The organism is Candidatus Niyogibacteria bacterium CG10_big_fil_rev_8_21_14_0_10_46_36, from assembly GCA_002772995.1.
In the GTDB taxonomy this organism is placed as follows: domain Bacteria; phylum Patescibacteriota; class Minisyncoccia; order 1-14-0-10-42-19; family 1-14-0-10-42-19; genus 1-14-0-10-46-36.
On record PFCO01000001.1, the window covers coordinates 1 to 14971 of the forward strand.

The following is a 14971-nucleotide window of genomic DNA, read 5'->3' on the forward strand; positions in this document are numbered from 1 at the left end:
CACAGCCATCGGGTTCTAATGCGGTGCGTATTGATGCAATAACCGCGCGCGTATACCACCAGGCATCAGGCGGAGGAGGTGGAGGAGGGGGGCGTTCGAGTCTTCCCGAACGCGTTCTTGCAACAGTCATACAGTCGGATATAATAAAAACAATTAAAAAATTATTCTTTTAGCGTTATGCAGCCGCCACGAAAAAAAGATCCCCATATTAAATGGATCGCCTTTCTTATACTGCTCAATTTTGCGTTGCTCTCCATAGTGGGAGGTATTTTTTTCTTTTGGGAGTCATACACCCAAGAAAAGTTAAGCGATATATTGAGTGCGTATCCTTTTGTGAGTCCCGCGCGCAATCTCATAGACCAAAAAGATTTTATCACCAACCTTGTTCCGCTTCGCGAGGATATCAAAAAAATAGTGGATAGCTTTGAAAGCGTCGCGACTACCTCCATATATATAGAAGCGCTTAATTCGGGGGCTTCCATTACACTCCAAAAGGATGTTCGGGTATTCCCGGCAAGCCTCGCAAAGATTCCGCTTGCTATGGCAGTTATAAAAAACATTGAGGAAGGGGGATGGGCATTTGATACGATGCTCCCAGTAGAAGAAAAACATATTGATTCACGTTCCGGGACGCTCTACGAGCGCGTACGAGATGGTGACGGAATAACAGTTAAACAGCTTCTTGAAGAAATGCTTGTACATTCGGATAACACGGCATACGAAACCTTGCTCTCGCATATGAAAGAACGAGATTGGAGTAATATTTCAGATTTAATCGGTCTTGCGGCTTTGTATGATTTCGAAGGAAAAATATTACTAGCCGAATATATCAAAATGTTCCGGTCGCTTTATACCGCGAGTTATTTAACTCGTGAATCATCAGAATATATATTAGAATTGCTGTCTCTTACCGGTTTTAATAATTTTATTGTGCAAGGGCTTCCTTCTTATCAATCGTTTTCCCATAAATGGGGCAAAAACATAGAACGCAACGTTTTTGCTGATGTTGGAATTGTATATTTACCTGACAGGCCTTTTTTGATAGGCATTCTCGTCCAGAGCTACGAAGACACGCCTGAGGCGGGCGAGAAAACGGCTCAAACCATCATGAAAGCTGTCGCCGAACGCACCTATTCCTATATGCGCGACTACTAGGACTCCGTCACACCCTCCCATTTTGCCCCCTGTGCAAGACCCGGCCTAGCACACATCCTGAAAACCCCTCAACTCAACGACACCCTGCGTATATGTGCCAGATCCGGTTTTGCACATTCGTTATTTTCAAACTTCTTCAGTCTCTTAAGGCGCGGGGGAAGATGGAGTGATTTTTCTTTTACCCCAACAAACGGCTCACACCCCCGTGTGAGCCGTTTGTTTTGCACCTTTTTCTGCCATTTTTACACAAAAACACGCTGGTTCAAGCGTGTTTTTGGTTTATACTACTATTATATATATTATATATGAAAGCATTCTATAAGCAGACAACAGCAGAAATTCTCATATCTCAAAAAACAGACGCGCATACGGGCATTTCGCGCGATGAGTTCGTGCGCCGCTTTGAGCAATACGGTCCAAATAAGCTTACCGAAGAGAAAAACTTTCGCTTTTTTAAGATACTCTTTGAACAGCTACGAAGTCCGCTCATATTTATCCTTCTCGTTGCGGGCATTATTACCGTATTTCTTGAAGAATATACCGACAGCCTCGTTATCTTTATTGCGGTATTCATAAACACCGCAATTGGCATCTACCAAGAGGGACGCGCATCCAAAGCATTTGAAAAACTCCGCTCCTCCGTAAAAAAATACGCGATAGTCTTACGGAACGGCAAACAGATGGAAGTAAGCGTAGAACAGCTCGTACCCGGGGATATCGTTATCCTGGAGGCGGGCGCGCAGGTTCCGGCAGATATCCGCTTGATAGAAGTAAAGGGGCTTGAGGTAAACGAAGCGGTGCTTACGGGGGAATGGCTCCCGCAGGAAAAAAACACCGAACCAATACTGAAAAAAATGCGCATCACCGAACAAAAAAATATGGTGTGGATGGGAACGCTTGTTGAAGACGGCTACGCGAAAGGCGTTGTCGTCGCTACGGGCCAAGATACTGAACTTGGTAAAATTGCAGGCTCTCTTAAGCAAGAAAAAGAGGAGCCGACCCCTTTCCAAAAAGGAGTGGGGAAGCTCGCGCGCATGATAGGGATTGTTGTTGTTTGTATCGTTATCCTTATCTTTATACTCGGTATTCTTGAGGGCGACCCACCTTTTGAGATGTTTTTGACGGCGGTTGCAATTGCGGTTGCGGCAATCCCTGAGGGACTACCCGTTGCCGTTACCGTAGTTCTTGCACTCAGTATGTCGCGGATTCTCGGCAAAGGAGGGCTTGTCAAAAAACTTATCAAAGCTGAAACGCTCGGCTCAACTACCGTTATCCTTACCGATAAAACAGGGACGCTTACGCGCGGCGAAATGGAGCTTAAGCATGCGCTTTCAACTTCCGCTATTCTTTCCGGGCGCACGACCGAAGAAAATACGGCAGTGCTTCGCATAGGTGTGTATACTTCAGGAGGATTTATTGAAAACGAAGAGAAAGAGCAGGCCCAGTGGATTATCCGTGGGAAGCCCACCGATAAAGCGCTCTTGAGCGCGGGAATAAAGAACAATCTCATCCCCTCGGCACTTTTTAGAGAAGAGGAGCGCGTTGATTATCTGCCATTTGATTCCGAGCGGCGCCTTGCCGCTTCTCTGAATGCCCAAAAAGACGGGGGGCATACGCTTTATATTACGGGCGCCCCCGAAGCGCTTATTGAATACGCATCGTTCGCAGAATCAGGAAAACGTCTTTCGGCAGAGGACAAAAAAACAATACAAGACGCGTATGACACCATCACTAAAGACGGCATGCGCGTGATTGCCGTCGCCATGAAGAAAACAATGGAAAACAAAATTTCGCGGAAAAATATGCGGGAACTATGCGCAGACACAATTTTTATGGGTCTTATTGCGTTCCATGACCCGATACGGGAAGATGTTCCCGCAGCCATTAAAGCCGCACGCGAAGCGGGACTCCGCCCAGTACTCGTTACCGGAGACCATGCAAACACGGCGCATGCGGTTGCTAAAGAAACGGGCCTTGCAACAGACGGCGTAGTCATCACCGGAGAGATGCTTGAAGGTATGGATGATGTCGCCGTGCAAAAAGCGGTAAACACGCATCAGATATTCGCGCGCATTCTCCCATCTCAAAAACTGCGCCTAGTGACTGCGCTTCGCAACGAACACGAGGTTGTCGCAATGACAGGAGACGGCGTAAATGATTCGCCGGCGCTTACTCAAGCGGATATTGGAATTGCGGTCGGTTCCGGGACCGATGTTGCCAAAGAAGCATCAGATCTTATACTACTGCATGACAGTTTCGGCATTATCGTAAAAGCAATAGAAGAGGGGCGAGTGGCGCTCGCAAATCTCCGGAAAATTATCACATATGTCCTCGCAACTAATTTTTCGGAAGTGATCCTTGTGAGCGGCGCGCTTCTTTTGGGTTTTCCGCTGCCCGTACTGCCGGTGCAGATATTATGGGCAAACCTCATAGAAGAAGGTTTTATGAACTTTGCGTTTGCCTTTGAAAAGGGGGAAAACGTCCTCAAAGAAAATGTTCACGCAAAAGAAGCGCGGAGCATCATTACGCAGGAGATGAAAATTATTATTTTTGGCGTAGGCATTATCACAAGCCTTCTTCTCGTAGGCGTTTTGTACTATCTAACCCAACTCAACTACCCCATAGAAGAGATACGTACCATACTTTTTGCGGGCTTGTCGCTTGATGCCATCTTTTTCACTTTTTCGCTTAAGAGCTTTAAAAAGCCGATATGGAAGATTAATATATTTTCTAACAAATATCTTTTGGGAGCATTTGCCGTGAGTTTCCTGGGGTTATTGGCGGCCATCACACTCCATCCGCTTGAACGCCTCTTGCAGACCGTCACCCCGACTCCTATGGAATTTTTAATGCTTATCGGTCTTGGACTCTTTAATCTTTTCGCGATAGAAGCGGTAAAATGGTATTATATAAGGAAAACCACCTAGTATGTCGCCTGTTATCCTCATACTCATATTTGCAGTCGCGTTCATCACGCTTGCACGGTCAAGCACCTTTCTTATAAACGCGATTGCCGCACTCGCCCGCATTCTTCGTATTTCTGAATACGCGATATCCTTTTTACTTATGAGCTTTGCGACCTCGGTGTCAGAGCTTTTCGTGGGGATATCATCAACGGTAGGCGGGGTGTCAGAGCTTTCGCTTGGAAATATATTTGGCGCGAATCTCTTGAATATCACGCTTGTTGTTGCTGTTCCCATCTTTTTGTCCGGACGCCTAACCATAGAATCCAAGATACGCAGACGGAATTTTTGGTTTATCTTTTTTCTGTCAATGTTCCCGTTTTTGCTGGGCTTTGACGGATCGATTTCGCGTGGAGACGGCCTCATCCTTTTGCTTTTGTTCGTATTTTATATTATTTTGATTGCAGGAGAACGCGAATATTTTTCCAAAGCATACGATGTAAATCAGTTTCACCAGCCATCTATCCTGAAGCGCGCACACCGAACGATATTGCTTCTCATTACCGGCCTTTTGTTCCTTGTAGTATCATCCGCTGTCCTTGTTTGGGCAAGCACCGCGCTTTCAGTGACATTTGCCATAGGAACGCTTTCATTTGGTATACTATTCCTTGCACTTGCAACAACTATTCCCGAGATGACAGTAGGCATCCGTTCAGCAATTTCGGAACACGGTTCCATGACTGCAGGAAATGCCCTGGGTTCCATCGCTTTTAATAGCGCCTTTATTGTGGGACTCATCAGCATTATCCGTCCTATCTCCATCCCGAACCGACTTGAATTTCTTTCGGTGCTTGGCGCATTTATTATTGCCTTTTTCTTGTTCAACCTTTTTATCTACCGGAAAAATAATATTGATAAGCGGGAAGCGGTCATCCTTGTGCTTGTCTATCTTATCTTTATCGCATTTGAACTCGTATGTACCTCGTGCTTGGTATTTTAATAGGAGCTATCGCGGGCGGTATTATTATCTTTTTGGTAACGCGCCGCTCTCAATCATTTCTCATGCTTCAGCACCAACTGCAGGCGATAGACAAGCGGCTGGATGAAAAACTCGGTGAGTCAGGAAAAATGATGCAAGCCCAGTTCGGAGAATCCGCGAAAATCATCCGCGATGTTACCGAACGCCTAACGAAGTTAGACGAAACAAATAAGCAGGTCATCAATTTTACAGACCAGCTGCGTAAGCTCCAGGATATTCTGCAAAATCCAAAACAGCGGGGAATTCTTGGCGAATATTACCTTGAAACGGTACTCAAAAATACATTGCCCGTGGGGTCATACAAAATCCAATATGGATTCCGCGACGGCAACATCGTTGATGCCGCGATATTTATCAAAGACAAAATCATACCCGTAGATTCAAAATTCAGCTTAGAAAACTATAATCGTATCCTGGAAGAACACAACGAAGACAGAAAAAAAGAGCTGGAAAAACAATTCCGCCAGGACTTAAAAAACCGTATAGACGAAACGGCAAAATATGTGCGCCCCGAAGAAGGGACTATGGATTTTGCATTCATGTTTATTCCGTCAGAAGCAATCTACTACGACCTGCTTATCAATAAGGTGGGTGCGGTGCAAGTAAATACCGAGGATCTTATTTCTTACGCTATTAACAAAAAGCGCGTGCTCATCGTATCGCCGAATACATTCCTTGCTTTCCTCCAAACCGTATTACAGGGTCTCAAAGCGATGGAGATAGAAGAATCAGCGAAGGAGATTATTAAAGGAGTTCAGCAGCTTTCAAAGCATATCACGGCATACGACGACTATATGTTGCGTCTTGGGAAGAATTTGGATACAACCGTGAACGCCTACAATAAAGCCTCAAAAGAGTTCAAAAAAATCGACAAAGATGTCGTAAAATTAAGCGGTTCGGGGGGCACTATAGAGCCTATGCTGGTGCGGAGAACGGAGGAGGGTGAGGAGATTGACTCGTAAGAGAAAACCTATTACAATATCAAAACTATGCCATTTGCAGTATTTGCCACCGGCGGAAAGCAGTATATCGCCGAAAAAGGCAAAAAAATAAAAGTGGAAAAGCTTAACGCCCCCGGCAAAAAGGGCGGTGTTGAGTTTGATAAGGTTCTTTTGGTAGAGGATGGCAAACATGTCACCATCGGGACGCCTTTTGTTTCCGGCGCAAAGATAACCGCAGAAATAGCAAGCGAGGGACGCCACAAAAAAATAGATGTTATCCGTTATAAATCAAAGACCCGGTACCACAAAAAGAAAGGACACAAACAACAGTACACCGAAGTTCTCATCAAAGATATCAAAGCAAAATAATCCCGCTTCTAGCGGGATTATTTTTTGTCCGGGTGATATACTTAGACAGGAGGCGATAATGAAACTCTTTAAAAAAATAAAAAGATTTATCCGGAAGCATATCACGCATCCCGAACCGATATTTTATGATAGTATACCGGTATATGTCGCGCCATCCGGCACGCACTATGTCCATCTGATAGACCTTCTCCTCACACCAGAAGAAAAAAAAGACCTTTGCGCGCAAGCTAAGATAGAGGCCAAAAAAATACTCAAAAAGAATTACTGAATAAATGCCTGCATTAGTGTAGGCATTTTTATTTTCGGTTGAGGTACGCGCTTTTGAATGTTGCAGTGTCAGAATACTCGAGCTCCGAACCCGTTGAAAGCCCGCGCCCCAGACGCGTAATCTTGAGTTTTTGCTTGGTAAATGGTTCTAAAATTTGTTCAATGTACCGCGCAGTATGGTCACCTTCGGGAGTCGCGGATGTCGCAAGAACAACTTCCAAAATGCCATTTGCAGCCGCAAGGCGGTTATACAGTTCACGAAGACGGAGTTTTTCTTGAGATTTCGGGCGCAGGGGAGAAATAGCGCCGCCCAATATATGATAGAGTCCATCGTATACTCCTGCACGCTCAATGTTTGAGAAGTCCATATCCTTTTCAACGACCATAATACGCGATTTATCTCTTCCGGAACTTGCACATAAAAGACACAGATTATTTTTGCCCTCATACGCCTGGAAGCAATGCGCACACCGCTTTACGCCCGCAAGCGAAACGATAGCGCGCGCAAGAGTTTCTTGATACTCTTGCTTTTCATCAAGCAAGTGATAGACCAAACGAGACGCCTGTCGCGGCCCCAGCCCCGGCAGTTTTGAGAGCAACTGTACTAATTGTTCTATTCTTTCGGATGACATGATGTTTAATGGGATTGATCTTCGTCCTCAAGCTCCTTGAGTTTTTGTTTGAGATTGCGCAGCCGTTCTCCAACGATACTGGGATGTTCTTCTGAAGCATCCTCCTTGTTCCCGCGCGAGAGCGCTTCTATTTCATTTTTTATTTTTTCTATCATGCTTCCCCGGGACGGCTGCTGACCTTCCGGAAAATTTTGCAAATGGGAAAAACCTACATTTTCTAACGACATACTATTACCACTGAATTTGATCGTCTAAATGTTTTCTATCAAGCGATGAAAAGCTCGCGTACTCCTTGTTGAAGAAAAGCGTTGCCTTGCCGGTAGGGCCGTTTCGGTGTTTTTCTATTAAAATATCCGCCTGGTTCGGCCGGTCGCTTGATGACTTGTACTTGTCTTCACGATAAATAAACATAACGACATCAGCGTCCTGTTCAATACTGCCTGAATCGCGAAGGTCTGAAAGGCGGGGGATTGGAGGATGGCGCTGTTCCACACTTCGGGAAAGCTGCGAAAGTGCCAACACCGGAACATTCAACTCTTTCGCAAGTGTCTTGAGAGAGCGCGAAATTTCGGTTATCTGCATAACCATGCTGTCCGAAGATGTCCGCGGCTGCATAAGCTGGAGATAGTCTACAATAATAAGTCCCAAGCCATGTTCTGCCTGCAAGCGCCGCGCTTTTGTGCGTATCTGCAAGATATTTGATGTTGCTTCGTCATCGATAAAGATGGGGGCTTGTGAAAGCTTCGAAAGCGCATCGCGAAGGCGCGGGAATTCATCTTCTGCAAGCCGGCCGTTCCGCAATTTCCACAGATCTATGTGGGCTTCTGCTGCAAGCAAGCGGTCTACAAGCTGCTCCGTGGACATTTCGAGAGAAAAGATGCCTACGGGCAGTTCTTTTTGTACCGCAACATTCCGAGCAATATCCAATGCGAATGATGTCTTACCTAAAGATGGACGGCACGCAACAATTATGAGATCAGAGTTCTGAAATCCCGAAAGCACTTTATCCAAATCATGAAAGCCCGTAGAGACGCCCCGCACTTCGTCTTTCTTCTTGTGGAGGCGGTCAATGCGGTCGAACGCTTCTGAAAGAGCCCCGCGCACGGGAAGGAATGTTTTGCGGAGCGACGCTTGTGAGATAGAAAGTATTTTGTGCTCTGCCTGGTCAAGCGATTCTTCGACATCAAGATCTTCCTGGTACCCCAAATGATTGATGTACTGGGATGCGTCTATCAAATCACGAAGTACCCGTTTTTTATTTACGATGTCGGCATAATGCGCAATGCCGGCGGTAGAGGGAACCATATTCACCAAATGCGCGATATAGCTCATCCCTCCTATCTGATCTAATTTGCTCTTTTCTTTTAAGCGCGATGAAACCGAAACAACATCAATCGGCTCATGCCGTTCAAATAATTCTATGATGGATTCGTAAATGACGCGGTGATTCTCATAATAAAAATCGTCATGGGACAAAATATCCATGACTTTCATTGGCGCATGCTTGTCGAGCATGAGAGAGCCGAGAACCGACATTTCCGCATCCTTGTTGTGTGGCGGTATGCGGAAAGAAATATTTTCAGAAGTGACCGGGGAGCCTTTGAATTGTGCGCGTTCCTCTGCCATATTGTTCCATTGTACAGCGAAAATATTTCCCCTTCAATGGCAAAAACAACAAAAAACACCCCTCCAACCTTATAAAAAAGTGGAAAGGGCGTGGATAACCGTACATATACCCAAAAACAAACGCCCGGTGGTCATCGGGCGTTTGTGAGGTTAGAATTTTGTCTCCAGAAGCGAGTTTCCGTCGATAATATAGAGGGTGCTTCCGATAATCGTGAATCGCGGCTCGCGACCCTTATATACCGGCTGAAAATTCCGCGTAGAACGATTATCAAGCTCTATCGCAAAAATGCTATTTTGTACCGCGAACAATACAATATCGCGGCGTGACGGATAAAACTGGAACGAGTGAATAATATTCGGGGAACGAAATACATTTATCTCTTTGTCCGTAAAGTAATAGGGGAGCGGAAGCTCTCCAATCCATTCAGCACGGATCTCCGTATTGTCCTCTGAAAGCCAGATGCGGCTTTGATCGCGCGTGTCTGTCATGAGTTTATGCGGAAGCGACGGGAGTGTATCATCTATTGAAAAAGATGATGTGAGGTTCGCGGTAAGCGTCCCTGACGATTCGTTAAACTGTATGCGAAGCGTTTTTGCGGGGAACACAAGATAAAAATCATCACCATCTGCATAAAACGTCTTAAGCGGAGAAACTGACGAAAGATTAGGGCCCCCGCGTACAACTGTCATGAGCCGGCGCTCTTTCGGAAGAAAGAATTCATAAGTGACTCCTCCTGAAGTTTTCCGCTCAAGCATAATGATTTCTTTTTCCGGGACTGTATACACATTAGAATATTTCCCTTCAAGGATAGCGGTTCCCGTAATGTCTTGCGAAACCAAAAATGCACGCGCCTCGGTAACAAAACTTTCTTTAATGTCGAGCGTTTTTGTCCATGGCCAATACCCCTCTTTTGCGACAATAATAGACACCTCCTCCGGAGTAAGACCTTGCACAAACAATCCTTGCTGCAAAATATTCGTCCGCTTTTGAAGTTCGCCATCCAGATAAATTTCCGCGCCTGTCGTCCCTGCACTAATAAATATTCCGCCGACGCGCTTAAAAGACAAATCCGATGTTATCCGCCACCCGCTTGCATAAAAAAGCACTGGCGGCGCTATCAGAAAAAAGAGGATAATTGCCGCCCAAAATATTCGATTTCGTGTTCTTTTCTTCATATATATATGAATAGAATTATACACGTATCCGATAGGTGAGACAAGCCGCTTTTTGTTTGAATAGAGCCTCTGTTTCAGGATATGATACCTATATGAATGAGGACTCTTATGCTCTTGTTATACGGGGAGGGAAAGAACTTTCCGGAGCCATTGCCGTAAACGGCGCAAAAAATGATGTCTTGTCACTTATGGCAGCATCTGTTGTATTTTCCCATCCAGTTACGCTTACAAATGTTCCGCGTATAAGCGATGTCGCGAAAATGAAAGCGCTTCTTGAGGGAATTGGCGTGCGGGTTACCGAAGACCCGGACAAACGAACTATTACGCTAGACCCGTCTTCTGTGAAAAATCCCGTTCTTGACGCCGCCCTTGCAGAAAAGATACGCGCTTCCGTTATGCTTATCGGGCCCGTTATGGCGCGTCTAGGCGAAATAACATTTCCATATCCCGGCGGATGTGTTATCGGCAAACGGCCCATAGATTTTTTTATAAATGGATTCAAAAAACTCGGCGCTGACGTAACCGAATCGGATACCGTATTCTCATTCCGTCTTAAAAAACACACGGGCGGGAACATCGTTCTTCCATACCCCAGCGTAACCGTAACTGAAACACTTATGATAAACTCGGCTCTTGGAAATGGAACGACAACTATTACAAATGCTGCATGTGAACCGGAGATAGAAAGCCTTGCGCAGTTTCTTGGCTCAGGGGGTGCCCATATCACGGGCGCCGGCACTCACACTATAACCGTTCAAGGAACAAATGGCAGATTGCTTGCGCAAAGCCGCCCCGAAGCATTCCCCGTATTGCCCGACAGGATAGAAGCAGGAAGCTTTGCGATACTTGCAAGTCTTCTTGGAAATCCTATCCGCATAACACAGTGTGCGCCCCGTCACATAGAAAGCCTCCTGGAGCGGCTCCGTGACCTTGGTGTATCGGTGCGCGCAGGGAATGACTGGATAGAAATACGGCGGCCAAAACAATTTACATCCGTAGACATAAAGACCGGGCCGTACCCTGCATTTGCAACTGATCTTCAAGCTCCATTCACAGTGCTCTTAACGCAGGCGGGAGGAAAGGCCGTGGTATTTGAAACCGTCTTTGAGGAACGCCTTCATTACATAGAAGAGTTGAAACAGATGGGCGCGAATATAACGCTTTGCGACCCGCACCGCGCGATTGTTGTTGGACCAACGCCGCTTTCAGGGAGAGCTGTAAAAAGTCCGGATTTGCGCGCGGGGCTTGCGTTCATCATTGCAGGGCTCATTGCAAAAGGCGAATCAGTCATTCATAATGTATATCATATCGACAGAGGCTATGAAGACATTGAGGCACGCTTGCGCGCGCTTGGCGCATCTATAGAACGGCGGACTCTATAATCACTATTACCGTGGGAATTTTTACGACAAAATTAGGAATCGACCTGGGAACCGCAAACACGCTGGTGTTTGTCCCGAAAAAGGGGATCGTGCTGAACGAACCTTCTGTTGTTGCCGTTTCCCTTGCGGAAAATAAAGTGGTTGCGGTAGGGAACGAGGCAAAGCGCATGGTGGGGAAAACGCCAGACACTATTATTGCATACCGTCCGATGAAAGACGGGGTTATTGCGGACTACCGCATCACCGAAACAATGCTCCGCTATTACATAAAAAAAGCGCTCGGCAAGTGGAACATTGCAAAGCCTGAGGTGCTCATCTCCGTTCCTGCGGGAGTGACATCCACCGAAAAGCGTTCGGTAAGCGAAGCATCTCTGAAAGCGGGTTCAAAAAGAACATACATTATCAAAGAGCCTATTCTTGCAGCAATCGGCGCAGACATTCCGATTTATGAACCGACCGGCCACATGGTGGTAGATATCGGCGGGGGTACAACTGATGCTGCGGTAATTTCGCTTGGCGGAATTGTTTCATCTACTTCAGTAAAAGTTGCAGGAAACAAGATAGACCAGGCAATATCCGATTATATTAAGAAGAATTACAACCTCGCGGTCGGCGATAAAAGCTCTGAAGATATCAAGATAAAGATCGGTTCTGCAATTCCTGTTGAAAAAGAAGCACGATACGAAATAAAAGGACGGGATCTCCTTACGGGACTCCCGCGGAGTATTGTCATCACAACAAACGAAGTTGTAAAAGCGATTGAAAGCGAACTCCGTGAAATAACAAAAGCAATAAAATATGTTCTTCAGGAAACACCGCCTGAACTTGCGGCAGATATTATTGACCAGGGGATAGTCATGACAGGAGGATCGTCCCTTCTTCACAACATGACGGAGCTCGTATACCGCGCGACAGGCGTAAAAGCCCGGGTTGCTGACGATGCGCTTTTCTGTGTCGCAAAAGGAACCGGTATCGCACTTGACCACCTCGATACATACAAAAAGAGCCTCACCTCAAAATCATAAGCGTATCATGCTTCTAGACGACCACATACGCCAAAAAACGCTTGCGCATGCGTACTTTATTACCGGCATAGCAAAGCCATACCTTGAAACACTCTTCAGGCCCGAATCTTTTGAGGTAATTATGCATACAGAAAAGACCGGTATCGACGAGGTCCGGAACATCCTAAAGCGCGTATCTCTTGCCTCCATACCTGACAAGCGGCAGGTTGTCATACTAAATGCCGACCTCCTCGGACGCGAAGCAAAAAGCGCGCTTTTGAAAATCCTTGAGGAGCCTCCCCCATACACGCACTTTATTCTCTATGGAACATCGAAAAAAACACTCACTCCCGCGATCGCATCCCGTTTATTAGACGGAGGAAAAATTGTATACGAAGAACCGGAAGACCAAAAAAAACGAGTTGCTGTGTTTTTGAAAGCCGGCAATGATCCCAAAAAGCGGGAAGCAGCACTCAAAGATATCGCCGACACCGCATCGCTTGCTCTATTTCTCCATGCGCTTGAAAACACCGTCCGCAAAGAAGCACAAGCGGAACGCGCGACGACACAGGAACGGATACATATTGCGCGCACCTTGCTTTCGCATCCGGTGCCCGTCGTATCATCCATTAAAGATTATATTTCGCTTCTTCTATGAAAAAGGCTTTTTTGATATTATTCTTTATGTTTATACTTGCGATATTGGTCGTTCTATTCCAATCCTTATTTGAGGGCGGAATAGGCACCTTTTTCGAGAGGTTTAAATTATTCCCTTAGTATCACTTTTTATGGCTTACGATTTTTCTTATCTCACACAAGAATCAGACAAAATAAAAGATTGGCTTCAACATGAAATATCAGGACTCCGTACTGGCAGGGCCTCCCCACAGCTTGTGGAGAATGTAAAAGCGGATTACTACGGCCAACAAACACCAATAAAGCACATTGCCGCGATCACTATTCAGGATGCGCATACTATTGTTATCCAACCGTGGGACAAAAGCGCAATACCGGTCATTGAAAAAGCGCTCAACCAATCTGAAGTAGGCATAAAGCCGGTTGTGGACAAAGATATCATCCGCCTGACGCTTCCGGAGCTGACCGGCGAACGCCGCGAACAACTCAAAAAAGTGGTTCGTGAAAAATTAGAAGAAGCAAAAATAACATTGCGAAAAATCCGCCATGAGGTTCTTGCCGACATAGAAGAACAAGAAAAAGCAAAGGAGATGAGCGAAGACGACAAATTCCGTTACAAAGAAGACCTCCAGAAGCACATAGAGAAAGCGACGGAGGAACTTGACGCAGTCGCTCTGCGCAAAACAAAAGAAATAGAATCATAATCGCACACCATGACTATACTCTTATTTATTATCATCCTCGCATTCCTTATTCTTTCCCATGAATTCGGACACTTTATCACTGCAAAACGATCGGGCATCCGCGTAGAAGAATTTGGATTAGGCTTTCCCCCGCGTCTTTTTGGTATTAAGCGGGGAGAAACCCTCTATTCATTTAACCTAATCCCATTTGGTGGATTCGTAAAAATAGAAGGCGAGGAGGGGGAGCACCCCGACGACCCGAAGAGCTTTGCAGCAAAGCCGGCCTATATCAAAGCCGCGGTGCTTGTCGCGGGAGTTTTTTTTAATCTTCTGTTCGCATATCTTTTATTCGTCGCTATCAGCTGGGCGGGGACCCCCACGGATATCGGAGATGAAACACCGCCGGGCACCCGGGATATACGCATACTTGTAGGAAGTGTCGATGCTGAGTCTCCTGCAGAAAACGCGGGACTCATTACGGGAGACACTATTGTCCGGGCAAGTTTTGGAGAAGCATCTGCCGATATTCACACCATAAGCGATATTCAGGCGTTCACCGAAGAATATAAAGGAGAGACCATCCAGCTAACACTCTTTCGCGACAAACATGAAGAAACAATACCTGTGCTTGCACGCGCAAATCCGCCTCCCGGAGAAGGGCCGCTCGGCATTTCGCTTCTTCGTGTAGGAATTGTAAAATCGCCCTGGTACAAAGCGCTATGGGAGGGCGCAGAAACTCTTGCGCGGAGCTTCTATCTTGTCATTATGGGTTTTTACGATATTATACGCATTGCTCTTGCGGGCGAGGACACAAGCGCGTACCTTGCAGGACCTATCGGCATTGTTTCCCTTGTAGGGCAATCGCTTGATCTTGGCTTTTTATTTCTTTTGCAATTCACCGCAATCCTGGCAGTGCACCTGGCAGTCATTAATCTTGTGCCATTCCCTGCGCTTGATGGGGGAAGACTTTTCTTTTTGCTCATAGAAACGGTGATGCGCCGCCCACTTCCAAAAACATTCACTAATTACGCAAACACACTTGGATTCTTTTTCCTCATCGGGCTGATGCTCTTGATAACGGCTGCGGACGTAAAAAAGCTTTTTTAAGACTCCTTCCACACGCGCATTTCCCTTTATTTGCAACGCATATTGATAATA

The 14971-nt window shown here is 46.0% G+C and carries 15 protein-coding genes; 11 read left to right on the forward strand and 4 right to left on the reverse strand.

Features of this window, described 5'->3' with window-relative positions:
• Positions 1 to 177 precede the first annotated feature (177 nt).
• The 6 genes from COU47_00005 to COU47_00030 all read left to right on the forward strand — a co-directional run bounded on the left by COU47_00005 (position 178) and on the right by COU47_00030 (position 6675).
• On the forward strand, positions 178 to 1155 hold the full coding sequence (locus COU47_00005) for a hypothetical protein (GenBank protein PIR69809.1): 978 nt from the start codon (positions 178 to 180) through the stop codon (positions 1153 to 1155).
• Positions 1156 to 1460: 305 nt separating this feature from the next.
• Complete coding sequence (locus COU47_00010; GenBank protein PIR69810.1) at positions 1461 to 4082, forward strand: hypothetical protein; 2622 nt, start codon at positions 1461 to 1463, stop codon at positions 4080 to 4082.
• 1 nt (position 4083) lies between these two features.
• Positions 4084 to 5058 carry a hypothetical protein gene (locus COU47_00015; protein ID PIR69811.1) on the forward strand — a complete coding sequence of 325 codons (975 nt, stop codon included), beginning with the start codon at positions 4084 to 4086 and terminating at the stop codon, positions 5056 to 5058.
• On the forward strand, positions 5034 to 6059 hold the full coding sequence (locus COU47_00020) for a DNA recombination protein RmuC (GenBank protein ID PIR69812.1): 1026 nt from the start codon (positions 5034 to 5036) through the stop codon (positions 6057 to 6059). The genes COU47_00015 and COU47_00020 overlap by 25 nt, the downstream gene beginning before the upstream one ends.
• A 27-nt stretch (positions 6060 to 6086) precedes the next feature.
• Positions 6087 to 6407 (forward strand): 50S ribosomal protein L21, encoded by a 321-nt coding sequence (rplU, locus tag COU47_00025; protein PIR69813.1) that lies wholly within the window; start codon positions 6087 to 6089, stop codon positions 6405 to 6407.
• Between the two features lie 58 nt (positions 6408 to 6465).
• Positions 6466 to 6675: a hypothetical protein gene (locus COU47_00030; GenBank protein ID PIR69814.1), complete on the forward strand. Its 210-nt coding sequence runs from the start codon at positions 6466 to 6468 to the stop codon at positions 6673 to 6675.
• Between the two features lie 28 nt (positions 6676 to 6703).
• Here COU47_00030 and COU47_00035 read toward each other — a convergent pair whose 3' ends face one another.
• The 4 genes from COU47_00035 to COU47_00050 all read right to left on the reverse strand — a co-directional run bounded on the left by COU47_00035 (position 6704) and on the right by COU47_00050 (position 10108).
• Positions 6704 to 7306 carry a recombination protein RecR gene (locus tag COU47_00035; GenBank protein PIR69815.1) on the reverse strand — a complete coding sequence of 201 codons (603 nt, stop codon included), beginning with the start codon at positions 7304 to 7306 and terminating at the stop codon, positions 6704 to 6706.
• Positions 7307 to 7311: 5 nt separating this feature from the next.
• Positions 7312 to 7533, reverse strand: a complete 222-nt coding sequence (locus COU47_00040; GenBank protein ID PIR69816.1) for a hypothetical protein — start codon at positions 7531 to 7533, stop codon at positions 7312 to 7314.
• Between the two features lie 4 nt (positions 7534 to 7537).
• Positions 7538 to 8932: a replicative DNA helicase gene (gene dnaB / locus COU47_00045; protein ID PIR69817.1), complete on the reverse strand. Its 1395-nt coding sequence runs from the start codon at positions 8930 to 8932 to the stop codon at positions 7538 to 7540.
• A 150-nt stretch (positions 8933 to 9082) separates the two neighbouring features.
• Entirely contained in the window at positions 9083 to 10108 is a 1026-nt protein-coding gene (locus COU47_00050; GenBank protein PIR69818.1) for a hypothetical protein, read from the reverse strand.
• Between the two features lie 92 nt (positions 10109 to 10200).
• Between COU47_00050 and murA the strand changes: the two genes are divergently transcribed.
• The 5 genes from murA (at position 10201) to COU47_00075 (ending at position 14920) form a co-directional block, all read left to right on the forward strand.
• Complete coding sequence (gene murA, locus COU47_00055) at positions 10201 to 11490, forward strand: UDP-N-acetylglucosamine 1-carboxyvinyltransferase (GenBank protein ID PIR69819.1); 1290 nt, start codon at positions 10201 to 10203, stop codon at positions 11488 to 11490.
• Between the two features lie 11 nt (positions 11491 to 11501).
• Positions 11502 to 12515, forward strand: coding sequence for a rod shape-determining protein (locus COU47_00060; protein PIR69820.1), 1014 nt, complete (start codon positions 11502 to 11504; stop codon positions 12513 to 12515).
• Entirely contained in the window at positions 12430 to 13152 is a 723-nt protein-coding gene (locus tag COU47_00065; GenBank protein ID PIR69821.1) for a hypothetical protein, read from the forward strand. Before COU47_00060 ends, COU47_00065 begins: the two co-directional genes overlap by 86 nt.
• 130 nt (positions 13153 to 13282) lie before the next feature.
• Entirely contained in the window at positions 13283 to 13834 is a 552-nt protein-coding gene (locus COU47_00070; protein PIR69822.1) for a ribosome recycling factor, read from the forward strand.
• Positions 13835 to 13843: 9 nt separating this feature from the next.
• Complete coding sequence (locus COU47_00075; GenBank protein ID PIR69823.1) at positions 13844 to 14920, forward strand: hypothetical protein; 1077 nt, start codon at positions 13844 to 13846, stop codon at positions 14918 to 14920.
• The last annotated feature ends 51 nt before the right edge of the window (positions 14921 to 14971 follow it).